We start from the raw sequence: 23,296 nt of genomic DNA, 5'->3' as shown, positions 1-23,296 counted from the left end.
GGGGGGGCTCTTTACGCCTACAGCGCTCCGTCGCGTAGCGGCTGATCGAGGCTATCCAGCGCCGACGGGCGATATCTTTCCAGCAGTGCCCAGAGGATCGCGGCGCTCTCGGCATCGGGCCGGCCGCGATAGTCGGTGGGGCGAAAGCGCATCTGGAAGGCGCGCAGTACCGCGCGAGTCTGTGAATCCAGTGCGTCGTTGACCTCAAGCGGATAGCCCCAGGCCTGGAGCGCCGCCTGCAGCGTGGAGAGCTCGGGCAGCGCCTGGTCGAAGCGGTCGCGATAGCGTGCCACGCTGGCCTCTTCGGGCCATACGCCGATACCCGCTTCGTATAGTGCATGCCAGGGAAACGCCGGGCCCGGGTCGATCTTGCGCGTCGGCGAGATGTCCGAGTGGGCCACCACGTCGGTGGGATGAATATTGTGGCGCTCGATGATATCCCGCGACAGGGCGATCAGCGCCTGGATCTGTGCCTCGGGGTAGGGTGCCCAACCGATCTCTACCGCCGCCTCGGGGTGCTGCTCCAGCAGCCGCTCCACCTCGGCGTAGGGGCGATCGGGGCCGGTATTGACGATCTCGATGCCGATGGACGTATCGTTGATGTTGGTGCGGCGCTTCCAGGCGCTGGCCCCGGCGTGCCAGGCGCGGCGCTCCTCGTCGACGAGCTGGTAGACCAGCGGCTGGCCGCGATGCTCCCGTGCCGGTAGCGGCAGCACGTAGTGGCTGCTGACCCGGGGGCCGGTGAGCACGGCGAGCGACTCCGCTTCATCCACATCCGTGTAGTGCATCACCAGGTGCCGTACCCGGCTGTTGTGGGAAGGTGCCACATGGGTGTGGTCCACCACATAGCCGGGGCGTGGCTCCAGGGGCCCTGTTTCCGGCGCTGTTTCCGGCCCTATGCCCGGCCCCGCACAGGCGGCGAGGAGCAGGGGCAGGGAAGCAATGGCAACACGCTTGCGCCACATGGTTCAGCTCTCCAGCAGCAGTCTGAGCGTCAGTCCCAGCACCAGGGTCGAGGCCACGCTTACCAGCGTACCCAGCAGCACATACTCGGTCAGCTTGCGATCCTTCGATTCGCGCAGGTCGCCGTAGCGTAGCACCGACTTGGCGGCGAGCAGGAAGCCCACCGCGGTAAGCTGGTCGAGCAGCACCAGGGAGAGCACCAGCAGGCGTTCCAGCATGCCGATGCGTGCACCGGCCCGGGCCAGGGTGCCGGTATCCTCGAGCTGGCTGCTCCAGCGCTTCATCAGCATGGCGATGGCAAACGAGAAGGGTCGCGTCACGATCAGGTAGGCGGTGGCGACGCCCAGCACCGTCGGCGTGAGCAGCCAGGCGCCGAGCGCTTCGAGTGGGGCCAGGCTGCCGAGCCAGGCCAGCCACACCGCGCACAGCACCAGCAGGTGCAGCAGCTGGTCGAGCAGGAACCAGTGCAGCCGGCCGGCGGGCAGCGTCGCCTTGCCCAGGTCGATCAGCCAGTGGCTGGCGGCTACCGCCGCGGCACCGGCGAGCACTCCCAGCGGGCCGGGGGAACCCGGCAGCAGCCAGGATGCGACCATCAGCACCAGGGCGGTCAGCCCGGCGTGAACCAGCACGTGGTAGAGCAGGTGGTGCGAGCGGTGCAGGCGACGCATCCGCTCGTCGACCCAGTGGCGCGGCTGCAGCAGGAAGTCGCCGGCGAGGTGGGCCAGCACCAGCCCCATCAGCAGGGAGAGATCGTTAGGGTTCATCGGCGTTTATCCTTTTCCGCCAGCCGCTCGTTCAGGTAGGTCAGGGTATCGGCCAGCAGCGGCCAGCGGGCGGCACGCAGTCGCTTGTGCACGCTGGGCTGGCGTATGCCCAGGTGATCGGCCATGGCCTGCTGGGAGGTCTCGCTCTCCAGGCTGAGCCTGACCACCTCGGCCGAGTAGCGCGACCAGCTTGCCACCATGTCATCCAGGTAGCGCGTCAACAGGGCCAGGCTACCGTCGTCCGTTTCGTCGAGCAGTGCCAGCGACAGGTGTAAGCTGCCCTCGCCCAGGGCATCCAGGTCGTGGCCGGAGCGCACGAAGGGCTCGCTATCCGCCGTGGCGAGCCGGCCGTTTCCCGGCCAGCTTGCCGGCCCTACCGCCACCGCAATGCGGGCGTCCCAGCGCTGGTCGGCCTCGGAGTGCTCGATCAGCGCCGCACGCAGGGCGATAGCCACCTCCATGGCGGCTGCGGCCCTGGGCAGGGCCAGCTGGAAGCCATCGCCGCGGAAGCGTTCGCTGCGTCCGCCATGCCGGGCGGCCAGCCCGGCCAGGGTTTGGTCCAGCAGTGCATAGAGCCGCTGACGATCTTGGATCTTGCGTGAGTCGATCACATCGCCGGTCAGCACGGCGATTCGCTGGGTCATGGCAAGCGCTCCAGGAAGGGTCGACTTCATCATAGCCGAAAAAGGCTATTTGGCAACTAAATAACCTTTAAGGGCTATAATTGTGCGTTATCGCCCTGTGGGGCTATTATTGCTCAGCGAGCCAGCTCGCGCATGGCGTTTTCCAGTCCTTCCAGCGTCATCGGGTACATGCGGTCGTCGATCAACTGGCGGATCAACTGGGTGGAGTGGGTGTACTCCCAGGCCCGAGGCGGCATGGGGTTGAGCCAGGCCAGCCGAGGGAACTTGGCGGCCAGCCGCTTGAGCCACACGCCGCCGGCTTCGTCGTTGAAGTGCTCCACGCTGCCGCCGGGGTGAGTCACTTCATAGGGCGACATGGCGGCATCGCCGACGATCACCACCTGATAGTCACTGCCGTAGGTGTGCAACACGTCCATGGTGGGAATGCGCTCACTGGTGCGGCGATGGTTGTTGCGCCAGACACCTTCGTACACGCAGTTATGGAAGTAGTAGTGCTCCAGGTGCTTGAACTCGGAGCGGGCGGCGGAGAACAGCTCCTCGCAGACACGGATGTGGTCGTCCATGGAGCCGCCCACGTCGAGGAACAGCAGCACCTTCACCGCATTGTGGCGCTCCGGGCGCATGCGCACGTTGAGCAGGCCGGCGTCTCGTGCAGTGTCGCGGATGGTGGCGTCGACGTCGAACTCCTCCGCCGCACCCTGGCGGGCGAACTTGCGCAGCCGGCGCAGTGCCATCTTGATATTGCGCGTGCCCAGCTCGAGCGAATCGTCGTAGTCGCGGAAGCGGCGCTCGTCCCATACCTTGATCGCCCGGCGATGGCGCGAGCCCTCCTGGCCGATGCGCATGCCCTCGGGGTTGTAGCCGTAGGCGCCGAAGGGGCTGGTGCCGCCGGTGCCGATCCACTTGTTGCCGCCGGCGTGGCGCTCCTTCTGCTCCTCGAGGCGCTTCTTGAAGGTCTCGATCAGCTCCTCGAGCCCGCCCAGGGACTCGATCTGCGCCTTCTCCTCCTCGGAGAGCTGCTTCTCGAACTCGCGACGCAGCCAGTCGTCGGGAATCAGCGCCTCGATGGCGGCGTCGAGGCTCTCGAGCCCCTCGAACCAGGCGGAAAAGGCGCGATCGAAGCGGTCGAAGTGCCGCTCGTCCTTGACCATCACGGTGCGCGCCACCTGGTAGAACGCCTGCATGTCGGCGAAGACCACGCCATGTTCGACCACGGCGTGAAGGTCGAGCAGCTCGCGTAGCGACACCGGCACACCGGCACGCTTGAGGGTCTCGAACAGGCCGATGAACATCGCTCAGCGGCCCTTGCGACGCAGCATGAAGGCCAGCCGCTCCAGCAGCTGGGTATCCTGCTCGTTCTTGACCAGGGCACCAGCCATGGGGGGAATCGCCTTCACCGGGTCGCGGTGGTAGAGCGCCTCCCGGGCCAGGTCGTCGTTCATCAGCAGCTTCAGCCAGTCAACCAGCTCCGAGGTGGAGGGCTTCTTCTTCAGCCCCGGTGCCTGGCGCAGGTCGAAGAACACCTCCAGCGCCTCGCCGACCAGCTTCGGCGCGATGTCGGGGAAATGCACGTCGACGATCTGCTGCATGGTCTCGCGGTCGGGGAACTCGATGTAGTGGAAGAAGCAGCGGCGCAGGAAGGCGTCGGGCAACTCCTTCTCGTTGTTGGAGGTGATGACGATGATCGGCCGGTGGCGAGCGGCGATGGTCTCGCCGGTCTCGTAGACATGGAATTCCATGCGATCCAGCTCCTGGAGCAGGTCGTTGGGAAATTCGATGTCGGCCTTGTCGATCTCGTCGATCAGCAGCACCACCCGCTCGTCGGCGGTGAAGGCCTCCCACAGCTTGCCGGGCTTGATGTAGTTGGCGACGTTCTCCACGCCTTCGACACCGAGCTGGGAGTCGCGCAGGCGGCTCACTGCGTCGTACTCATACAGGCCCTGGGCCGCCTTGGTACTGGACTTGATGTGCCAGGTGATCAGGCGGGTGCCCAGCGATGCCGCCAGCTCCTCGGCCAGCAGGGTCTTGCCAGTGCCCGGCTCGCCCTTGATCAGCAGCGGGCGCTGCAGGGTCACGGCGGCATTCACCGCCTGCTTGAGCGCCTCGGTGGCAATGTAGGAAGTCGTGGAGTCAAACGCCATGGGTGCGCCTCTAGGGAATCGATCGTGTATTCAAACGAGTGTATCAATGTTGCTCGGCTTGCCGATAGGCCTCGACCAGTGTCGCCGGGTCGTGCTCGGCGTGGCCGCGGTTGGCGTGGGCGCGCAGCAGCTGCGCGGCGAGGCCGCTCATTGGCGTGGCGCTGCCGGCGCGCTGGCTCTGGGCCGCGGCCATGTCGAGATCCTTGAGCAGGGTGCGCAGGTGCCAGGCGGGATTGGCAAAGTCGCTCGCCGCCATGCGCGGGGTGAGGATCTGGAACGGCTTGGAGTCGGCGAAGCCGCCGGCCAGCGCCTCGGGCAGCCGGCCGGCATCGACGCCGCTGGCCTCGGCCAGGGCCACCATCTCGGCGATCACCGCGGCCTGGCAGCCGACGATCATCTGATTGCAGACCTTGGTCACCTGGCCGCTGCCCACCGCGCCCATGTGCGTGATGCGTGCCGCCAGCGGCGCCAGCAGCGGGCGTGCCGAGGCGACATCCGCCTCGCTGCCGCCGCACATGATGGCCAGGCTGCCGGCCTCGGCGCCGGCCACTCCGCCCGAGACCGGTGCATCCACCCAGTGCATGCCGCACTGCTGCTCGAGCCGCTTGGCGAAATCACGGGTCGCCTGGGGATCACTGCTGGAGAGGTCGATCAGCAATTGCCCGGGGCGGCCGTGTGCCGCCACGCCCTCGGCGCCGAAGACCAGGTCCTCGACCACCGCGGTATTGGCCAGGCACAGCATTACCGTGTCGACCTCGGCGACCAGCTCGCCGATCGAGCTCGCTGCGCGAGCCCCAGTCTTGACCAGCGGGCGGGCCTTGGCCGGGGTGCGGTTCCAGACCGTGACATCTACGCCTGCGGCCAGCAGGCGCCGCGTCATGGGATCGCCCATCAGGCCGATGCCGATAAAGCCGAGACGAGTATCAGACATGACATGCTCCCTAGCGACAAAACCCATAGCATGCGTGAAGGCGCCAAGGGCGGCAATCTAGACGCGCTGGCCCGGCTGACGATCACCCGTGTCAGGCAATGCTATCTGCTGCAATCGTGGCAAGATGCACTGGAGGACGTATCAAACGCAGCAGATGCGCCGAAGTAATGCATAAGGGCCCAAAAAAGCCCCTGTTTGGTGCATAGCAGCATGGCGGATCGGGGCGAGGCAGCCCGGGCAGTACGCGAATCATTTTCAAGTTATTGATTCACAAGCGTGTGCGCAAAAGTTGGCGCAGGCTGTGCAGTGTATAGGGCAGACCCACATAGACATCGGCGCTTCCCCACCAGCATCTGAGTCGCAGCCAACAACAAGGATTACGCTGCGATAGGGGAAGCGCCCACATCACCTCCAGTGAGGTGATACACCGAGTGAGCTGGCGTGCTCCCCTGGTCCCCTTCGGGGGACCTTTTTTATGCATGTAGAAAACCGTTGGCTCGACTTGCACAAAGGCGGCAAGGCGTCTGACGCTTGGGAGCGCATGGCGGTAGAGCGTTGATCGCGAGCGAGTCGTTTGCTGGGGACAGTGACACGAACAAACAAGAGTGACCCGTGCCGTGGTGGCGCAGGTAGAATAAACGCGAAATATAAATACGGCGGGTCGGGAGATGAAGAGGCTGGCGTACTCCCCTGGGGTGAGCTGGCGTCCACCCCCGATCCCTGAAGGGACCTTATTGTCTTGTTGAGTCGCTGATTCGACCAGACGCCTTGTTGTGGTTGTGCGCCCTGTGTCGACGTAGGCAGTGTCGTAGGCGCGGCGCGCGGAAACAATGCGACCTTGGTTCAACGCTGCTGTTGGGTCTTGCTTGGCTGGCCCGGAGGCGGCGTCGACTGACCGAACTGCAGCTCGGCGAGTTGGCGGTAGAGCGGGCTGCTGGCGAGCAGTTCGTGATGACGTCCTGAGGCCAGCAGCCGACCGTTGTCCATCACCAGCAGGCGGTCGGCGGAGACCACCGTGGCCAGACGATGGGCGATCACCAGGCTGGTGCGGCCCACCATCAGCGTATCGAGTGCCTGTTGGACCAGCCGTTCACTCTCCGCATCCAGCGCGCTGGTAGCTTCGTCCAGCAGCAGCACGCGCGGATTCTTGAGCAGCGCCCGGGCGATCGCCAGGCGCTGGCGTTGGCCGCCGGAAAGCTGAACGCCACCCGGTCCCAGCAGCGTATCGAATCCCTGGGGCAGGGCTTCGATGAAGGCCAGCGCGTTGGCGTCCCGCGCGGCTTGGTGCAGCGCCGAGACAGGGGCATCCGCTTGGCCGTAGCGCAGGTTATCGGCCACGCTGCCGCTGAACAGCACCGGCTCCTGCGAGACCAGGCCCAGCTGGCTGCGCAGGGCATGAAGATCCAACTGCGCGAGATCGACACCGTCCAGCGTCAGGTGGCCATGATCGGGGTCGTGGAAGCGCAGCAGCATCGCCAGCAGGGTGCTCTTGCCTGCCCCCGAGGGGCCGACCAGCGCGACCCGCTCCCCGGCGGCAATGTTCAGGCTCACGCTATCCAGGGCAGGCGTCGCGCGTCCCGGGTAGCGAAAGCTCACCTCGTGAAGGCCGATCTCGCCGCGCAGGGGAGAGGGCAGCAGCATGGGGATGGCCGGCGAGTGAATGGAGGGCTGCGTATCCAGCAGTTCTAGCAGCCGCTCGGCGGCGCCGGCCGCGCGCTGGACGTCGCCGGCGACTTCGGCGAGGGTGGCCACGGCGCCGGCGGCCAGTACGGCATAGAACACGAACGCCGATAGCTCACCGGGACTCATGGTGCCCGCCAGGACGGCCTGGCCACCCTGCCACAGCATCAGCCCCACCGCGGCAAACACGGCCAGCATCGCCATGGCGGTGAGCCAGGCCCGCTGTCGGGTACGCACCAGTGCGGTGCCGAAGGCATCCTCGACGCGCCGGGCATAGGCCTGTCGATCCATGGCCTGATGGTTGAAGGCCTGTAGGGTGCGAATGCCGCCCAGCGCCTCGCCGGCGTAGCGGCCCAGTTCGGCGACGCGGTCCTGGCTCGTGCGCGACAGGCGACGCACCCGCCGACCGAACCACAGGATCGGCAGCAGGGTGGCAGGGATGCCTAGCAGCGCCAGCGCTGACAGCCAAGGCTGTGTGATCAGCATCAGTGCCACGGCGCCGACCAGCATCACTGCGTTGCGCAGCGCCATCGACACCGATGAACCAAACAGGCTTTGCAGTACGCTGGTATCGGCGGTCAAGCGCGAGCTGATCTCACCGGCGCTGTGATCGCTACGTTCGGCGCTCTCGAAGAAGCCGGGCTCGAGCGTCAGCAGGTGGTCAAAGACCTGCTGGCGCAGGTCGGCGGCAAGCCGTTCACCGATCCAGGTCACCAGGTAATAGCGCAGCGCCGAGGCTGCGGCCAGCACGGCGACCACCGCCAGCATCATCACCAGGGCGCGGTTGAGGCTGGCGCTGTCGGACGCCATGAAGCCCTGGTCGATCACCAGGCGCAGTCCCTGGCCCAGCAGCAGCACACTGCCCGATGCCAGCAGCAGGGTCAGCGCCGCCAGCACCAGGCGCCCTCGATAAGGGCGCAACAGGCCAATCAGCCGCAGCAGGATGCGGGGATCAGGGCGTGAGGTCATGGCGGTGCAGGCTCAGTGATCGCTGGGCCGCGTGCGAGTCGACGCGACGCGTTCACGCTAACGGCTGGGGGGCGTCGTAGTCGAGCGGTTCATCGCTGTATACGCAGACATTGGCGTCTTCGATATCGCCACTCTCGCCATCGAGGTGCGTGGCGAAGAACTCACGGATCTCGCGACGTTGGCAGTGTGCCTCGAAGGCGGCGCGGTTGGCCCAGATCTCATGAAAGACGATCGGGTAGCTGCTGCCCTGGGCAAACGGATTGTCGATATGACGAGTCACCGTATAGAGCAGGCAGGCGTCTTCGCGGTGAGCATTAGGCTCGAGTGCCTGCAGCGCCTTGAACACGGCTTCTTCCTTGCCGGGCTTGGGTTTGAAGCTGGCGGTGCAGTAGATTTTCGCGCTCATGGTGCCTCCGGGCATGTCGTTGAGAATCGCGACGATACCACTCAGGCGCTAGGTTGCGAAATTCGCTGCACCGCTCAGGCTTCCACCACGCTAAGGGTGCTCGGCGGAGCGACCACTACCTGATTGCGACCGCGAGCCTTGCCGGCGTAGAGGGCCTGGTCGGCACGCTGCAGGGCATTGTCCAGGCTCGTTTCGTCGCTGTACAGCAGGCTGATACCGACCGTGACCGATAGTCTGAGGGGCGTTGTGCCGGCGTGCAGCAGCAGGTCGTTGACCTGCTGGCGCAGTCGTTCGGCGATGGCGATGGCGGTACTCAGCGGGGCGTCGGGGAGGGCGACGACGAACTCTTCACCGCCGTAGCGGCCGATGATGTCGGTGTCGCGCAGTGCCGCCTGGCAAGCGGTGGCCACCGCGATCAGGGCCTGGTCGCCGATACGGTGGCCGTGGTTGTCGTTGAGCTGCTTGAAGTGGTCGATGTCGATCATGAACAGCGCCAGCGGCGTGGCATTGCGCCGAGCACGTCGCAGTTCGCGCTCGGCCAGATCGAAGAAGCAGCGACGATTGTGTAGACCGGTGAGGGGGTCGGTGCTGGCAGTGTGTCGCAGCTGTCGCTCGAGCTGCCGTCGCTCGTCGATTTCCGCCAGCAGTCGGCAATTGGTGTCGCGCTCTTCCTGTAGCGACAGGTACTGCTGGCGCTGCAGTCGATTGAGGCGTAGCTGGGTGATGCCGCCGACCAGGTTGACCACGCCGAGCAGCAGCAGGTTGGTGGTCAGTACCCCTACTGGGGCCGGTGACCAGAGCAGGGTGGCGGCAGCGAAGCCGGTAATCAGGTAGGCGTTCCACGCCAGCGCCCAGGGCAGGCGCATGGGCACCAGCAGGTACAGCGCCATGCTCACCACCACGACCGAGATCAGATGGGTGCTGAAGCCAGCGGGGCGAAGTGGAATGGTCAGCAGCAGGCCGCTGATCAGCAGCAGGCAGAACAGGTTGATCGGCAGGTGGCGATGCGCCAGTCGCGGCTGGCGACTCACCGCAATGGCCAGTAGGATGCAGGCCGCAGCGACCATGACACGCATCGTCAACAGCCCTATGAACGGCGCGCCGTTGCCCACATGGGCGTGATCGACGAACCCGAACAGCAGCAAGAGTGCCGCGGCAAGCAGGGCGGCATGCTGCATCTGGCAAGCGTCCTGGGCGAGAGTCGTTCGGCGATAGCGGGATTCCAGCCGAGGGTCATCGAGCTCGGCCCAGGGGGTGAATGTGGCCCCTGACGGTTGCGTGGATAGGGTGAACGGCATTACTTCATCCTTGGGTGGCCCGCCGGCGGCTGGCCCGCCCGTTCCCTTGTTGCGGTTAGTGTTATTGGGCACTGCCTGACGAGCGAGTGCATCGCTGTTTCCGGCCTCCATCAGCCATCATGGCAGGTATTGCGACGGCCGCCAGGGGGCGTCGTTCAATGTCATACTTTGCCTACATGCCGCGTAGGATATTGCCTACAGAGCAGGTGTGAGGCGGCAATACCAGAGGAGTCATGTTCGTGGTCGACAAGCGGTTAGTTGTCATGTCGCTTCAATCTCTTGGCTGCTGGGAAACGCCAACGTGAGGCGGCACGCGGAGCGCTTCGACAAGCTCAGCATGCTGCTGGGCGAGTGGCAGTCGCTGTGGCAGTCCGCGCCTTTCTATCAGCGTACCCCCGACTGGGCGGCGGGCCAGCCGGCGCTGTTCGAGGCCGCCATGCGGCTCGACGCCAGCAGCCTGTCGCGCCTGCGTGATGATGACCCCTACGCCTCGGTTGATGCCGCGCTACGGCATCCGCTGGCAGACTACCTTCCCTTGTCGCAGCTCGCGGCGCTGTGTGAGCTCTCGCCGCTATCGGCGTCGCCGGTGTCGCTGCCGGCGGCCTGGGGCGTGCATGTGGGGGGGCGCAAATGGCAGCAGATCGAGGCCTTCGTGCCCCACGTGCGGGTGGCACCGGATAGGCAGCTGCTGGAGTGGTGCGCCGGCAAAGGACATCTGGCACGCGCGCTGAGTGGCCTGCATCGGCAAGCCGTCACGGCCTTGGAGTGGCAGTCGACGCTGTGCCGGGAGGGGCAGCGGCTGGCTGGCCGCCAGGGCGTCCGGGTGAGCATGATCGAGCAGGACGTGATGGCGGCCTCTGCGACCGATAGGCTTAGCGCCTCGAGCCAGGTCGCGGCACTACACGCCTGCGGCGATCTGCACGTGAGACTGCTCGCCCTGGCGGTCGAGCGCGGCGCTGGGGTAACGCTGGCGCCGTGCTGTTACCAGCGCACCGCCGCCGAGTACTACCGGCCGCTGTCGATGATGGGACGTACCCTGGCGGCGCGGGATGCCCTGAGCCTCGAGCGTGAGACGCTGTCCCTGGCAGTACAGGAAACCGTGACCGCTCCGCAACAGGTGCGCCGCCAGCGGCGACGCAGTAGCGCCTGGCGGCTGGCCTTCGACCTGCTGCAGCGCCGGCTGCGCGGCTGCGACCAATACCTGGCGGTTCCCAGCCTGGCCTACGGGCGCATGCCGCCGACCCTGGCCGAGTTCTGCGCCTGGGCCGCTGAGTGCAAGGGACTGACGCTGCCGGAAGGGGTCGACTGGAGCGAGCTCGAGGCCCAGGGCTGGCAGCGCCATGCCGCGGTAGAGCGCCTGGAAGTGGTGCGTCAGCTGTTCCGCCGGCCGCTGGAGCTGTGGCTGGTACTCGATCGCGTGCTGATGCTCGAGGAGGCGGGCTATCGCGTTACGCTGGGCACCTTCTGCCCCCGGCAGGTGACGCCGCGCAACATACTCATCCAGGCGGTCCCGCCGGGGGACCAACGGTCATCATCCCGCCAGGGGGCGCTATGAGTCACGACACCACGCCAGCGGTCGACGAGCCGCGGCCGCGGCCGCGACTCGCCGAGACGCCGCTGCATCCCCTGTCTCCGCGACTGGCACCCTGCCTGGCGCTGCACAAGGCCGCCAGCTGGCTGGTGGTGGTGCTGGCAGTGGCGCTCGTGCCGCTGGGCGATTCACCGCTCGTGGCGTGGCGTACCTGGCTGACGGTGGGGGTGGCTGGAGCCGGGCTGCTGGGGGTGGGGCTGGCCTGGTGCGAGGCGCGACGGCGCGCCTACGCGCTGCGCGAGCACGACCTCATTCAGCGTCGCGGGCTGCTGGTGCAGCGGCTGCAGGCGCTGCCACTGGCGCGGCTGCAGCATATCGAGACGCGCAGCAATCCGCTGGAGCGCTGCTTCGGGCTGGTGCGACTGGCGTGCTTTACCGCCGGGGGCCGTAGCGCCGATGTGGTGATCGAGGGATTGCCCACGGCCCGCGCCGAAGCCCTCAAGCAGCAGCTGCTGGAGCGCCTGCCGGGGGCGGCGGGGGAGACGCCGACGTGAACCGCGAACCGCTCCGCGAGTGGCAGCGGCTATCGCCGTGGGCAATGCTCTCGCTTTTGCTGACCCAGGCGGCGGAGCAGGGTCGCCAGCACCTGCCGCTGCTGCTGGGCGCCGGTGCCGGCTTGACCCTGCTCGACGCCGTTGGCTGGCGCGAGCTGCTGCTGGGCGGGAGCGTGGGGCTGCTGGTGGCACTGCTGCTGGCGTGGCAGTACTACCGACGCTTTCGCTTTCGGCTCGAAGAGGACGTGCTGGTGGTGCACCAGGGGCTGTTCGAGCACCGTGAATTCAAGCTCGCGGCGCGCCATGTGCAGCAGATCGCCACCCGTCAGCCGCTGCATATGCGGCCCTTCGGGGTCGTTGAGTGGCAGGTGGTGCCGCTGGCCGGCGACGCCTCACGGATTACCTTGCCGGGGATTCGCCAGGCCACGGCCGAGGCGCTCAGCGCACGCTTGTCACCGGTGATGCCAGGGCCGGATGGGGTGCCTGCGCCGCGCTATGTGGTGACCGCCAGGGGCCTGCTGCTGCACGGGCTGTCGAGCCGTTCGGTGGTGGTGGCCGCGGCGATGCTATCGCCGCTGGTCAGGCCGCTGGAGCGCTGGCTGCACGATGTCGCGCCGTCACTGGCGGTTGGCGACTGGCTGCCGAGTTCTCCGCTGCTGATTGCCACCCTGGGTACGCTGGCGGTGTTTACCCTGCTGATGCTGCTGTCGGTGATGGCCAGCGTCTGGCGCTACTTTGGGTATCGCCTGGTCGAGGACGGCGGGCGTCAGATCCAGACCCGTGGCTTGCTGCAGCGTCAGCGCCAGAGTCTCTCCCTAGAACGACTGCAGGTGGTCGAATGGGTCGAAACCGGGCTGGGACGACTCCTCGGCTGCGGCTACTTGGTCTGCCATCAGTTTGGCGGCGCCATCGATGAGGATCGCCGCTTCGTGGTGCCCGGCATCACCCAGGGCAGGCAGCGGGCGCTGATCGCCGACCTGTGGCCAGGCGTGACCTGGCCCGCCGAGTGGCGCGGCGTCTCGCGCTACTACCTGCGCGTGCTGCTACTGCGAGGCGCCATGCTCGCGGGGCTGCTGCTGGCCGCTGGCGGGGCACTGCTGGGTGAAGGACTGCCTGCCTGGCAGTGGCTGCCGGTGGCCGGCGTCCTGGCCGTGCTGGTGGCACTCGCCGCGCGGCGTCGCTGGCGCTGTCAGGGCTGGGCGCGCGACGGCGGCTATCTGTGGGTGCGCCACGGCTTGTTCGGCATGCGCACCCATGTCTTTGCGCTGAACAAGGCGATCTCCGTGGACGTGCGCCAGAGCTGGCGACAGCGCCGGCGTGGGCTCGCCACGCTGCATCTTCACCTTGCCCATGGGCGCGTGGTGCTGCCGTATATCGCGCACGCCACGGCGCTGGCGCTGGCCGACGAGCTGCTGACCGCCGATGTTCGCGGCTCAGTCGTCGAACTCCCAGGCTAGGTCGCGGCCGAGGGGCCAGCGGCCGCTATCGAGGGTGGCGCCCTCGGCATCCTGTATCACATAGCTGTATTGGCCCTGGTGTCGCAGCGCTCCTGCCAGATGGCCGAGGCCGCGCCGGCTCTCGGCGCTGAGGACGACCAGGGGCCTGTCGGGGTGGTGCCACATGCGTCCCGCGCCGCGCCGGGTCACCTCTGGTGCCGCCGCGATTGCGTGTTCCTCGAGCCAGCGGTCGACGTCGTCGCCGAGGCCCACTACCAGCTGTAGCGGGGACCGCTCCCCTTGGCCCGCGGCCTGTGCTGCCGCGGGCCGCTGGCCAAGCAGTTGATGCGCCAGTGATTCGCTGCCCGGGCTGACTGCGAGCACCTCGACATCGCCGGCCAGCATCAGCGCGCGCAGGGTCTGGGGCGGGTCGCCGAGCGTGCGCAACACCTCCAGGGCGGGGTCGATCTGTAGCCCCAGCGGTCGCGCAGGCAGCGCCAGGCTCACCCGCTGGTGGGCCGCGTCCATCTCGATGCTACGCCGTAGCTCACCGCCCTGGGTCTCGATGACGAGCGGCAGGTGCAGTGGCCAGGGGGCGGCATCTCCTCGCTGGCGCAGTGCGATCTCGAGACGCCACTGATCCCCCTCTGGCGAGCGCTGGACGTCGTCGAGCACGATCCGCGGGCGGCCGGGCTGGTGCAGCCAGGCCGCGAAGAAGTCATCCAGCGAGGTGTCGGCGGCCGCCTCGAAGGCGGCCTGCAGGTCGTCCCAGCCGGCCTGGTGAAACATATGGCTGTCCACCAGCCGGCGCAGGGCACGCTCGAAGGCCTCGTCGCCGATCTGTTGACGCAGCATGTGCAGCACCATGGCACCGTGCTGGTAGCCGATCAGCCGCGCGGCGGGGTCACGACCGCCGTGAAAGGCGATCAGCGGGCGTTCGCGCTCGGCGGGGAGGGCGGCGAGGTCGGTCAGCCAGCGGGTGCGGGTCTCGAGGGCCTCGTCGCGCAGCTCATCGAGGTGATAGTCGGCCAAGTAAGTGGTCAGCGCCTCCGACCAGTTGCCGGCGCGGTGATCGAGGCGTACGCCGGTGCCCCACCAGGCGTGCATCAGCTCATGGGCCAGCGAGGTGTGGGGGATAAAGGGCAGCGGGATGACCCGCTCGCCGAGCAGCGTAAAGCCGGGAAAGGCCAGGCCTACCGGCGCCGGGGTGGCGGCCATGGTGAAGCTGTCGAAGGGGTAGGGGCCGAGGCGCTGTTGGAACATGCCCAGATAGCGGGCGGCATGCGCCAGATAGGTCTCGCTGAAGGCGTCGTCAAGGGCGCTGGGGAACAGCGTGCGCAGGCGCACCCCGCCGACATCGCGTTCGCTTAGCTGCCAGGGGCCGGCAGCGACCTCGATGCTGGCGCTGCGCGGATGCCGGTAGCGCTCACGGGTAACCTCGTCATCGCTGTCGTCGCCCACCAGCGAACCGCTGGCGACGCCGCGCTGGCCGGCGGGTAAGGTGAGAGTCAGCGACAGCGAGAAGGGCGCGTCGACGAGCGACGGGTACCAGCCGGCGCTGGCCGGCAGGAAGCTGCCGGCCTCGCTGAGGCGCAGCCCGCGCTGCTGCTGCGCCGCGTCGAGGCGGCCCTGCCAGTGGATGCGGCGCTGCTCGCCGTCACGCTCATCCAGGGTGACCTCGAGGCCCGGCAGCAGCGTGATGTCGCCGCCGGCGGGCGCGGGGCTGACCTCGAGTTCACCGCGCAAGCTGGCAGTGGCCGGGTCGAGCCATAGCCGCATGGTCTTGTGGGGGAGTGGGTCGGCGCTGGCCACGGCACTGACCAGCAGGCCGAGGCCGGCCAGTAGCGCGACGATGGAGCCTAGCCGAGGGCCAGCCATGCTCGGCTCAGTGCCGCGCCGGGAAGCGCGCCAGCACCTCCTCGAGGCTACCATCCCGCGATACGCCTAGGGGCAGCAGCGTGCCCGGGGGCTGCTCACGAATCACCGCGATCAGCTCGCCGGGGCTCGCCACCCGGCGTCCCGCGGCTTCGACGATCACGTCGCCGTTGACCAGGCCGGCACGCTCGGCGATGGAGTCATCGCCGACGGCCTGAATCAGCACGCCATCGTCGTGGGTCTCGATCATCACGCCAAGGCGCGGCGGCGGCGCGGGCTCGAAGTCCTCCTCGTCGCCCAGCGTATACAGGGCATCGGCCAGGCCCGCCGGAGGGTCGCACTGGCCATCGGGATGCCAGGGCAGCAGGGTCTGTTGAGCCTCGACACCCAGGTCCAGGAGCTGGTGGGGTACGCCATGACCATAGGCCAGGTGCCCCTGGCCGACGAGCCCCACCATCAGTGGGGCTTCGCCGTCGGCCCGCCGGGCGAGGGCGTCGGCAATCCCCACGGCCATGGCCCGGTCCCAGGCCAGCTGGGCGGCGATGAAGCGCGCGAGGCCATCCCCCGCGTCGTTGCCCCGGGGATGTTGGGCGAATACCGCTTCGAGCTGCTCGCGATACGCCTCGGCCGGTGCGGCGGGCGGCGTGAGGTGATGGCGCTCCTCGGCAGGGACGCTGTCCCAGCCGTCGCTGGACAGGCGCTGGCGCAACTCGGGCAGGATGTTCAAGGCCACCAGCGGGATCTGCTGCATGCGCGCAAAGTGCAGGATCGGCAGATACAGCGCCGGGTCGTGACCCCAGTGCTGGTGCCAGCCGCTCTGCTCCAGAAACTGCGCTTCACTTAGCTCGCCGCCGACCCAGGCATCGAGCGCGGGCTGCGATTCCCGCGGCAGCATCTCCAGGCCGATCAGCAGGTCGTCACGATGGCCATGCAGCGCCGAGAGCGTGTGCAACTGCCAGCGGTGGTGCGCCAGCCGATCATGCTGCTCGCCGAGCAGCACCACCTGCTGGTCGGCGAGCCGGCCCATCATGCTGCTATTCGAGGCCTGGCGACCATCATCGAGTCGCCACTCACCCGGTACCGGGCAGGTCTCGGCGAGGACCGACGGCGACGTCAAGACACTCGCGGCGAGCAGCAGCGCGGACACAGGCAGGCGGCAGAGTGGCATCTAAGGCTCCTCGAACAGGCTCATGCGTGTCATCACGCCGTCACGACGCACCAGCCAGTGATAGAGCGCCCCGCTGACGTGGAGTACCACCAGGCCAAGAATGACCCAGCCGAGCCAGCCGTGCCACATGAACAGTTGCTGTGAGAGTGCCTCATTCTCGCCGATCAACCCCGGCAGGTTGAACTGGAAGAACTGCACCGGAAAGCCGCCGGCCGCGGTGGCCAGCCAGCCCAGTACCGGCATGCTCAGCAGCGCCAGGTAGAGCAGGTGGTGAACCGTGGTGCTCAAGATGCGCTGAAAGGGCGGCAGCGGTGGATCATGCAGCGGTACCACGAAGATCAGTCGGGTGATCAGTCTCGCCGTCATCAGCCCCAGCATCATCACGCCGGCGGTCTTGTGCAGGGTATAGAGCATATCCGTTCCGGCCCGCCCGAGGCGCTCCATGGCACCCTCGAAACCGAGAAACCCCAGCGTCAGGCCGCTGGCCAGCGAGAACAGCAGCACGGCGGCAACGCCCCAGTGAAGCAGTCGGTGGGGGAAGGCGTAGCGATCTGTCATGCAAGCTCCTTATGGCTGGCTACGGCATTGCTTTAATAGCGTAGCCGATCTGCATGAACTCCATGTCAACGCGGCGTCGCGGGTCGTTGATTTACACGAGTGCGACTAAGGTCTAGCGCCACTTATCGGCTTGGCAATTGACAGGGATAAGAGGTGCCACTAGTTTGAATGGCGAGAGTTACCGGTAACATTACGCGATAAAACGATTTGCCGAGTAACGTTTCCTGAGCCGTTGCCGTGTCGTTTCGTCCTGTCGCACCCCTCATCGGGTTGCGCCCACTCGATGCCGACACAGGGCCGGTTCCTGGCCACTTGCCGAGGCCAACGCGACACTCGGTAGCTGGTCACTACAACAAAGCAATGCACATTGGAGACTCACGCTATGACACCCATCTGGCGCACCACGCTCACACTGGCCGGCGCGGCCACGCTCTCTGTAAGCCTCGCCCACGCCCAATCCCCCGAGTTGTCCGACCCTCCCGCCATCGAGGGTGATACGGTCGGCGATCACGGCAGCGTCACGCTGCGCATGGGGATTGGTCTGGCCGAAACCTCGCCGCAGTATCTTTCCAGCCAGTACTTTGCCGACATCCTCGACCAGCGCAGCGAAGGGCGGATCAGCGTCAATATCTTCCCCAACAGCCAGCTCGGCGACGACGTGCAGATGATGGAGATGCTGCAGACCGGCTCGCTGGACATGACCTATCCGTCGAGCTCGCCGGCCACCACCTACGTCGAGGAGCTGGCGGTATTCGACCTGCCGTTCCTGCTGCCGACCCGCGAGGCGGCCATCGCGGTACTCAATAGCGAGGTCGCCCAGTCGATGCTCGACGGCTTCGACGGCACCGGCATCAAGGCTCTGGCGTTCTCCGAGAACGGCTTCCGCCAGCTCTCCAACAGCGCGCGGCCCGTGGAGTCCCCCGACGATGTGGCCGGGCTCGATGTGCGCGGCCTGTCGGTGCGCACCATGGAGAACCCGGTGCACCTGGCAATCTGGGAAACCCTCGGCGCCAACCCCACGCCGATGGCCTTCGGCGAGCTGTTCTCGGCCATGGAGCAGGGCGTGGTCGACGGCCAGGAGAACCCCTGGAGCACCATCCTCACCTCCAACTTCCACGAAGTGCAGGACTACGGCTCCGAGACCCGCCACGTCTACACCCCGTTCATCAAGATGATCTCCGAACGTACCTGGGATCGCCTCGACGGCGAGTACCAGGAGTTGATCCAGGAGGCCGCGCGGCAAGCCGCCGAGTACGAGATCCAGCTGGCCACCGAGTATGACGACTGGTCCCGCGATCAGCTCGAGGAGCGCGGCATGCAGATCTCGCGCCTCGACGACGACCAGATCGCCGCCTTCCAGGACGCCGTGCAGCCGGTCTACGAGGAGTGGGCACCGCGCATCGGTGAGGACCTAGTCGCCGAGATCCAGCAGATCGTCGCAGACACCATGAACGACTGATATCGCAGTACCAAGAGAGACGCGGGCCAGTGGTTGGCCCGCGTTGCGTCTGTCTGCCCTTGGAGCGCCTATGGATACCCCTCACTCACCGCCCCCGGACCCGTCGGAATTTCTCGACGACCCGCGCCGCAAGCCGCTGGAGATCGATACCCAGCAGCGCCGCGGCCCGGCGATCTTCCGCTGGCTGACCGTCGGCATGGAGCACCTGATTGCCACCCTGCTGGTGGCGCTGATCGTCTCGGTATCGGCCAACGTCATCGGCCGTTCGCTGCTCAACCGCTCGCTGCCGTGGGCCGACGAGCTGGCGCGCATGCTGTTCATCTGGCTGATCTTCGTCGGCGCCGCGGCGGCCTTCGCACGCTTCGAGCATATCGCCGTCGACCTGCTGCTGCGCAAGCTCCCGCAGCGCGCCGCCTACGCCCTCTACCTGGTCCAGCACCTGCTGATCACCGCCCTGATGTCCGTGATCATGACCGGCGGTTACTTCGTGCTGTCCCGCTCCACCGGGCGCACCGCGATCCTCGGCGTGCCCTGGAACCTGATCAATATCTCGCTGGTGCTGTGCGCCGCCTTCATCGCCGCCGTGGCGATCTGGCGCGCCTGGCGTGCCGGTCAACTGATGCTCGGCGCTCGCTAGGAGGCCTCTGTCATGCTCTGGATCTTTCTCGGCATCCTGTTTGCCTCCCTGGCGCTGGGCCTGCCGATCGCCTTCGGCCTGGGGATCGCCGCGGTGGTGATGGCGGTGATCTCGGATATCCCGCTGTCGATCCTGATCGAACAGTCGGTGCGCGGGGTCAACAACTTCCCGCTGCTGGCGATCCCGTTCTTCATTCTGGTCGGCGAGGTAATGAGCGCCGGCGGCATCGCCCGGCGGCTGATGGAGCTGGCCGGCACCCTGGTCGGCTTCGTGCGTGGCGGGCTTGGCCAGGTGGCGATCACCGGCTCGATGTTCTTCGGCGGCATCAGCGGCTCGGCGGTGGCCGACACCGCCGCCACCGGCTCGATGATGATCCCGTCGATGAAGCAGCAGGGCTACTCGGCGCCCCAGGCCACGGCGATCAACACCGTCTCCTCGGTGATCGGCATCATCATCCCGCCGTCGATCCCGCTGATCCTCTACGGCATCGTCACCGAGACCTCGATCAGCCGGCTGTTCATCGCCGGCATCGTGCCCGGCGTGATGATCGGCTTCGGGCTGATGGTGACCACCTTCATCATGGCCAGCTTCGGCGGCGCCGGGCAGACCCGCAAGTTCCGCCTCGGCCCGCTGTGGCAGGCGTTCAAGGCCGCCTGGCTGGCCCTGGTGCTGCCGGTGATCGTGATCGGCGGCATCATCGGCGGCATCTTTACCGCCACCGAGGCGGCGGTGGTGGCGCTGCTCTACTCGCTGACCATCTCGCTGGTGGTCTACCGCGAGTTCCACGTCCGCGAGCTGTGGGGCATGCTGATCCGCACCGCGCGGCTGACCGGCATGGTGCTGTTGCTGCTGGCCTTCGCCACGGTGATCGCCTGGTTCCTGACCATCAATATGGTGCCGCAGACGCTGGTCATGCAGGTGCAGTCGATCACCCAGGACCCGTTCTGGCTGCTGCTGATCGTCGCCGGCCTGCTGCTGCTGGTGGGCTTCGTGATGGACCTGACCCCGGCGATGGTGATCATGGCGCCGATGCTGACGCCGATCGTCACCTCGGTGGGCATCGACCCGGTCTACTTCGGCGTCTTGATGGCGTTCATTCTCGGCATCGGGCTGCTGACCCCGCCGGTGGGCACCTGCCTGTACGTCGGCTGCGGGGTGGGCAAGGTGACCATGGAGCAGCTGGTCAAGGCGATGCTGCCCTACTACGCCACCCTGCTGATCATGGCGGTGATCCTGATCGCCTTCCCCGGCCTGGTGACCTGGCTGCCCGACCTCACCGCCGTGCGCGGCAACTGATACAGGATCGCGCAGTCATGACGTCTTATCGTATTTTGGTCATGGGCGTGTCAGGGTCGGGTAAGTCCCATGTGGGACGCCTGCTGGCGGAGCGCTTGAGTGCGGACTTCATCGACGGCGATGACCATCACTCGGCGGCCAACATCGCCAAGATGGCACGCGGCACGCCGCTGAATGATCAGGACCGTCAGGGTTGGTTGACGACCCTGGCGGGGTTCTTTGCCGATTATCATCGCACAGGCCGCTCGGTGGTGATCGGCTGCTCGGCGCTTAAGGCCCGCTATCGCAATATCTTGCGAGGGGGAGACCCGGCATTGGCGATCATCTATCTAGACGCTAGTCGTGCAGTGCTACGTGAGCGGCTCTGCGCACGCGAGGGGCATTTCTTCAGCGGCGAGGCGATGCTGGACAGCCAGTTGGCTGATCTTGAGCCGCCGGCCAGAGATGAGGCGTTCTGGGTGGCAGTCAGTCAGCCGCCCGACGCCATGGTGGATCAGGCGCTCGCATGGCTGAATAGCCCGTCACGACAGGCATGATTTTCACCTGCATATTGGCTAAGGTGGGCGGCCTTTGCCATCACTGCCGCTAATCAGGGTCCCGTGAAAAAGAGACGACCAACACTTCAGGATATCGCCGACCGCGTCGGGGCGACCAAGATGACCGTCAGTCGCTGCCTGCGTGATCCTCAGACGGTGTCCGAAGGGCTGCGGGAGCAGATATTCGCAGTGGCCGAGGAGCTCGGCTACATTCCCAATCGCGCGCCGGACATCCTCTCCAAGTCGACCAGCCGGGCCATCGGCGTGATGGTGCCGTCGCTGACCAACCAGGTCTTCGCCGACGTCATCAAGGGCATCGAGGCAGCCACCGAACCGGCCGGCTACCATCTGATGCTCTCCCACTACGGCTATAGCCCGGAGCTGGAAGAGCGCAGCCTGGCCTCGCTGCTCTCCTACAACGTCGACGGGGTGATCCTGTCGGATAGCCTGCACACGCGTCGCACCTGCCGCATGCTCGAGACCGCCGGGATCCCCAGCGTCGAGATCATGGACACCTACCTGGCGCCGTTCCATCAGGCGGTGGGCTACGACAACGTGGCGGGGGCGCATGCCATGGTCAGCGAGATGATTCGTCGCGGCCGTCGGCATATCGTCTACTTGGCGGTGCGCCTCGACGAGCGCACTCGCCAGCGCGAACAGGGCTACAGCCAGGCAATGCGCGAGCACGGCCTGACGCCGCTGACGCTATACACCTCGATGCGCTCCTCCTACAGCGTCGGGGCCGCCCAGATGGCCGAGCTGCTGGCCGAGCATCCCGAGACCGACGCACTGTTCTGCACCAATGACGACGTCGCGGTGGGGGCCTACTTCGAGTGCCTGCGGCGCGGCGTGGCGGTGCCCGAGCGGGTTGCCATCGCCGGCTTCCATGGCCACGACGTCGGCCAGGTCATGGCGCCGCGGCTGGCCAGCGTGGTCACGCCACGGGAGGCGATCGGCGAGACCGCGGCCCGCGAACTGCTGGCCCGCATCCAGGGCACTGCGATCACCCAGCGGGTGATCGACCTCGGCTTCCGCATCGAGGCTGGCGGAACGCTCTAAGCATCGCGGATACTAAAGGCGCGCGGTCAGCAGTGCCGACAGGGCGTCGTCGCTGAGGACCCATGGATTGGTCTGCATGCTGCCGCCGCGAGCGTTGGCCACCACCCGTGGAATATCCTCGGCGCGCATGCCGAATTCACCGAGCCGCGGCATGGCCAGGCGTTCGCACCAGTCATGCAGCGTTGCCACCAGCGCCTGGCGGGCGTCGTCGTCGTCCAGTCGAGAATTGCCGCTCAGCAGGCGCCCGACCTGGGCGTATTTCTGCCTTGCCGGCGACTCTGGCGCATGCGTCTCCAGAGCTGCCAGGTTAGTGGCAGTGGCTTCGGCCAGCAGGCTGCCGCAGACCGCGCCGTGAGGCATCGGGAAGAAGGCGCCGAGCGGAGAGGCCAGGCCGTGTACCGCGCCGAGGCCGGCCTGGGCCAGGGTGATGCCGGAGCTCAGCGAAGCGTAGGCGAGCCGCGTATAGCCCTCGCTGAACTGTCCGTCATCGGCTCGCCAGGCGTCCCACAGGCCCTGCTGAAGGGCCTCCATGCCGGCCCAGGCCAAGGCATCGGTGAACGGGCTGGCCTTCAGCGAGACATAAGACTCGAGCAGCTGGGTCAGGGCATCCATGGCGTTGGCGGCCAGCTGGGGCTTGGGGCAGCCTACCAGTAGCGTGGGGTCGACCAGGGCGATGCGCGGCACCAGCTGGGCATCGCGAAACGACTTCTTGAAGCCGTCGCGGCCCTGCACGCTGAGCACCGCGTTCTTGGTCGCCTCGCTGCCGGTGCCGGCGGTGGTCGGCACCGCGATCATCGGCACCACCGGCCCCTGGTACGCCAAGCCGAGCCCCACGCCCTCGAGGTGGTCCATCACCGAATTGCCCGACTTGAGCAGGCCCGCGACGGCCTTGCCGGCATCCAGCACGCTGCCTCCGCCGATGGCCACCACGACATCGATAGTGGCGTCGCGATACTCGCTGACCAGCGCATCGACGCGCTGCGGGGAGGGTTCGCCGTCGATGCTGGCGTGGCGCCAGTCGATGTTGCGTGCTTTCAACGCCTCCAGCAGCGCAGGCCAGTGCGGCGAAGCGACGAACGAATGTCGACCGGTGAGCAATAGTACCTGCCGGCCGACGCCTGCGATGAGCGCCGGCAGGCGCTGGATCGCCTCGGCGTATAGGTGAATCTCGGGCAGGCGGGACACTTGGACGGCAGGGAAGGGCGGCGGTGTGGGCATGGCGTTCTCGTCGATCGGTGCAGGGGAGTGGCAAGATCATGCCAGCATACGCCAGGGGCTGGTGGCGAGGCACTCGCCGGCCTCAACGGGCAATACCCGGCGACTTCCGCTAGGCTATGTTGCAGTGCGGCAGCGCAATGATTCCACCTGCCGTCATCGGACAGCGACTGACA

General features: G+C 66.9%; 21 protein-coding genes. 8 read left to right on the top strand and 13 right to left on the bottom strand.

The features are described 5' to 3' along the window. Window positions 1–17: 17 nt before the first annotated feature. From BWR19_11635 to BWR19_11595, 9 genes are all read right to left on the bottom strand, one after another. The gene (locus BWR19_11635; protein ID APX93531.1) at window positions 18–965 is read right to left on the bottom strand and encodes an N-acetylmuramoyl-L-alanine amidase; all 948 of its coding nucleotides are present in this window, start codon (window positions 963–965) and stop codon (window positions 18–20) included. Window positions 966–968: 3 nt separating this feature from the next. Then, window positions 969–1,727 carry a hypothetical protein gene (locus BWR19_11630; protein APX93530.1) on the bottom strand — a complete coding sequence of 253 codons (759 nt, stop codon included), beginning with the start codon at window positions 1,725–1,727 and terminating at the stop codon, window positions 969–971. Beyond that, window positions 1,724–2,371, bottom strand: coding sequence for a hypothetical protein (locus tag BWR19_11625; GenBank protein ID APX93529.1), 648 nt, complete (start codon window positions 2,369–2,371; stop codon window positions 1,724–1,726). Before BWR19_11625 ends, BWR19_11630 begins: the two co-directional genes overlap by 4 nt. 113 nt (window positions 2,372–2,484) lie before the next feature. After that, entirely contained in the window at window positions 2,485–3,663 is a 1,179-nt protein-coding gene (locus tag BWR19_11620; protein ID APX93528.1) for a hypothetical protein, read from the bottom strand. Window positions 3,664–3,666: 3 nt separating this feature from the next. After that, entirely contained in the window at window positions 3,667–4,512 is an 846-nt protein-coding gene (locus BWR19_11615) for an ATP-binding protein (GenBank protein APX93527.1), read from the bottom strand. A gap of 43 nt (window positions 4,513–4,555) precedes the next feature. Continuing rightward, on the bottom strand, window positions 4,556–5,443 hold the full coding sequence (locus BWR19_11610) for a 2-hydroxy-3-oxopropionate reductase (protein ID APX93526.1): 888 nt from the start codon (window positions 5,441–5,443) through the stop codon (window positions 4,556–4,558). A gap of 843 nt (window positions 5,444–6,286) precedes the next feature. Further along, complete coding sequence (locus BWR19_11605) at window positions 6,287–8,092, bottom strand: ABC transporter (protein ID APX93525.1); 1,806 nt, start codon at window positions 8,090–8,092, stop codon at window positions 6,287–6,289. 52 nt (window positions 8,093–8,144) lie between these two features. Further along, on the bottom strand, window positions 8,145–8,498 hold the full coding sequence (locus BWR19_11600; protein APX93524.1) for an antibiotic biosynthesis monooxygenase: 354 nt from the start codon (window positions 8,496–8,498) through the stop codon (window positions 8,145–8,147). 74 nt (window positions 8,499–8,572) lie between these two features. Further along, window positions 8,573–9,676: a hypothetical protein gene (locus BWR19_11595; GenBank protein APX93523.1), complete on the bottom strand. Its 1,104-nt coding sequence runs from the start codon at window positions 9,674–9,676 to the stop codon at window positions 8,573–8,575. A 394-nt stretch (window positions 9,677–10,070) separates the two neighbouring features. Here BWR19_11595 and BWR19_11590 point away from each other — a divergent pair, with 394 nt between their 5' ends. From BWR19_11590 to BWR19_11580, 3 genes are read left to right on the top strand one after another with little or no spacing between them, the layout of a single operon-like run. Further along, on the top strand, window positions 10,071–11,351 hold the full coding sequence (locus tag BWR19_11590) for a methyltransferase (GenBank protein ID APX95001.1): 1,281 nt from the start codon (window positions 10,071–10,073) through the stop codon (window positions 11,349–11,351). Then, complete coding sequence (locus BWR19_11585; GenBank protein ID APX93522.1) at window positions 11,348–11,881, top strand: hypothetical protein; 534 nt, start codon at window positions 11,348–11,350, stop codon at window positions 11,879–11,881. The genes BWR19_11590 and BWR19_11585 overlap by 4 nt, the downstream gene beginning before the upstream one ends. Next, window positions 11,878–13,338: a hypothetical protein gene (locus BWR19_11580; GenBank protein ID APX93521.1), complete on the top strand. Its 1,461-nt coding sequence runs from the start codon at window positions 11,878–11,880 to the stop codon at window positions 13,336–13,338. Before BWR19_11585 ends, BWR19_11580 begins: the two co-directional genes overlap by 4 nt. Here the strand turns inward: BWR19_11580 and BWR19_11575 are convergent. From BWR19_11575 to BWR19_11565, 3 genes are read right to left on the bottom strand one after another with little or no spacing between them, the layout of a single operon-like run. Further along, window positions 13,315–15,195 (bottom strand): hypothetical protein, encoded by a 1,881-nt coding sequence (locus tag BWR19_11575; protein ID APX93520.1) that lies wholly within the window; start codon window positions 15,193–15,195, stop codon window positions 13,315–13,317. The genes BWR19_11580 and BWR19_11575 overlap by 24 nt on opposite strands. Before the next feature lie 7 nt (window positions 15,196–15,202). Next, window positions 15,203–16,360, bottom strand: coding sequence for a PDZ/DHR/GLGF protein (locus BWR19_11570; protein APX93519.1), 1,158 nt, complete (start codon window positions 16,358–16,360; stop codon window positions 15,203–15,205). After that, on the bottom strand, window positions 16,361–16,918 hold the full coding sequence (locus BWR19_11565; GenBank protein APX93518.1) for a cytochrome B: 558 nt from the start codon (window positions 16,916–16,918) through the stop codon (window positions 16,361–16,363). It lies immediately after the preceding gene. Window positions 16,919–17,300: 382 nt separating this feature from the next. Between BWR19_11565 and BWR19_11560 the strand changes: the two genes are divergently transcribed. The 5 genes from BWR19_11560 to BWR19_11540 all read left to right on the top strand — a co-directional run bounded on the left by BWR19_11560 (window position 17,301) and on the right by BWR19_11540 (window position 21,905). Continuing rightward, complete coding sequence (locus BWR19_11560) at window positions 17,301–18,377, top strand: ABC transporter substrate-binding protein (GenBank protein APX93517.1); 1,077 nt, start codon at window positions 17,301–17,303, stop codon at window positions 18,375–18,377. A gap of 70 nt (window positions 18,378–18,447) precedes the next feature. After that, window positions 18,448–19,014, top strand: a complete 567-nt coding sequence (locus BWR19_11555; GenBank protein ID APX93516.1) for a TRAP transporter small permease protein — start codon at window positions 18,448–18,450, stop codon at window positions 19,012–19,014. A gap of 12 nt (window positions 19,015–19,026) precedes the next feature. After that, entirely contained in the window at window positions 19,027–20,310 is a 1,284-nt protein-coding gene (locus BWR19_11550) for an L-dehydroascorbate transporter large permease subunit (GenBank protein ID APX93515.1), read from the top strand. A gap of 41 nt (window positions 20,311–20,351) precedes the next feature. Next, entirely contained in the window at window positions 20,352–20,846 is a 495-nt protein-coding gene (locus BWR19_11545) for a gluconate kinase (protein APX95000.1), read from the top strand. Between the two features lie 63 nt (window positions 20,847–20,909). Then, the gene (locus BWR19_11540; GenBank protein APX93514.1) at window positions 20,910–21,905 is read left to right on the top strand and encodes a transcriptional regulator; all 996 of its coding nucleotides are present in this window, start codon (window positions 20,910–20,912) and stop codon (window positions 21,903–21,905) included. Window positions 21,906–21,917: 12 nt separating this feature from the next. Here BWR19_11540 and BWR19_11535 read toward each other — a convergent pair whose 3' ends face one another. Next, window positions 21,918–23,123, bottom strand: a complete 1,206-nt coding sequence (locus BWR19_11535; protein APX93513.1) for an alcohol dehydrogenase — start codon at window positions 23,121–23,123, stop codon at window positions 21,918–21,920. Window positions 23,124–23,296 lie beyond the last annotated feature (173 nt).

Source organism: Halomonas sp. 1513, from assembly GCA_001971685.1.
GTDB lineage: Bacteria > Pseudomonadota > Gammaproteobacteria > Pseudomonadales > Halomonadaceae > Franzmannia.
The sequence above is the reverse complement of the archived record's forward strand: the minus strand, read 5'-3'. Positions and strand labels throughout refer to the sequence as shown.

Excerpts from the sequence above, each read along its gene's own strand:
- BWR19_11535 (APX93513.1), bottom strand. The coding sequence starts at position 23,123 with ATGCCCACACCGCCGCCCTTCCCTGCCGTCCAAGTGTCCCGCCTGCCC.
- BWR19_11570 (APX93519.1), bottom strand. The coding sequence starts at position 16,360 with ATGCCACTCTGCCGCCTGCCTGTGTCCGCGCTGCTGCTCGCCGCGAGT.
- BWR19_11575 (APX93520.1), bottom strand. The coding sequence starts at position 15,195 with ATGGCTGGCCCTCGGCTAGGCTCCATCGTCGCGCTACTGGCCGGCCTC.
- BWR19_11565 (APX93518.1), bottom strand. The coding sequence starts at position 16,918 with ATGACAGATCGCTACGCCTTCCCCCACCGACTGCTTCACTGGGGCGTT.
- BWR19_11630 (APX93530.1), bottom strand. The coding sequence starts at position 1,727 with ATGAACCCTAACGATCTCTCCCTGCTGATGGGGCTGGTGCTGGCCCAC.
- BWR19_11610 (APX93526.1), bottom strand. The coding sequence starts at position 5,443 with ATGTCTGATACTCGTCTCGGCTTTATCGGCATCGGCCTGATGGGCGAT.
- BWR19_11625 (APX93529.1), bottom strand. The coding sequence starts at position 2,371 with ATGACCCAGCGAATCGCCGTGCTGACCGGCGATGTGATCGACTCACGC.
- BWR19_11550 (APX93515.1), top strand. The coding sequence starts at position 19,027 with ATGCTCTGGATCTTTCTCGGCATCCTGTTTGCCTCCCTGGCGCTGGGC.
- BWR19_11605 (APX93525.1), bottom strand. The coding sequence starts at position 8,092 with ATGACCTCACGCCCTGATCCCCGCATCCTGCTGCGGCTGATTGGCCTG.
- BWR19_11555 (APX93516.1), top strand. The coding sequence starts at position 18,448 with ATGGATACCCCTCACTCACCGCCCCCGGACCCGTCGGAATTTCTCGAC.
- BWR19_11585 (APX93522.1), top strand. The coding sequence starts at position 11,348 with ATGAGTCACGACACCACGCCAGCGGTCGACGAGCCGCGGCCGCGGCCG.
- BWR19_11615 (APX93527.1), bottom strand. The coding sequence starts at position 4,512 with ATGGCGTTTGACTCCACGACTTCCTACATTGCCACCGAGGCGCTCAAG.
- BWR19_11560 (APX93517.1), top strand. The coding sequence starts at position 17,301 with ATGACACCCATCTGGCGCACCACGCTCACACTGGCCGGCGCGGCCACG.
- BWR19_11635 (APX93531.1), bottom strand. The coding sequence starts at position 965 with ATGTGGCGCAAGCGTGTTGCCATTGCTTCCCTGCCCCTGCTCCTCGCC.
- BWR19_11620 (APX93528.1), bottom strand. The coding sequence starts at position 3,663 with ATGTTCATCGGCCTGTTCGAGACCCTCAAGCGTGCCGGTGTGCCGGTG.
- BWR19_11545 (APX95000.1), top strand. The coding sequence starts at position 20,352 with ATGGGCGTGTCAGGGTCGGGTAAGTCCCATGTGGGACGCCTGCTGGCG.
- BWR19_11595 (APX93523.1), bottom strand. The coding sequence starts at position 9,676 with ATGCAGCATGCCGCCCTGCTTGCCGCGGCACTCTTGCTGCTGTTCGGG.
- BWR19_11600 (APX93524.1), bottom strand. The coding sequence starts at position 8,498 with ATGAGCGCGAAAATCTACTGCACCGCCAGCTTCAAACCCAAGCCCGGC.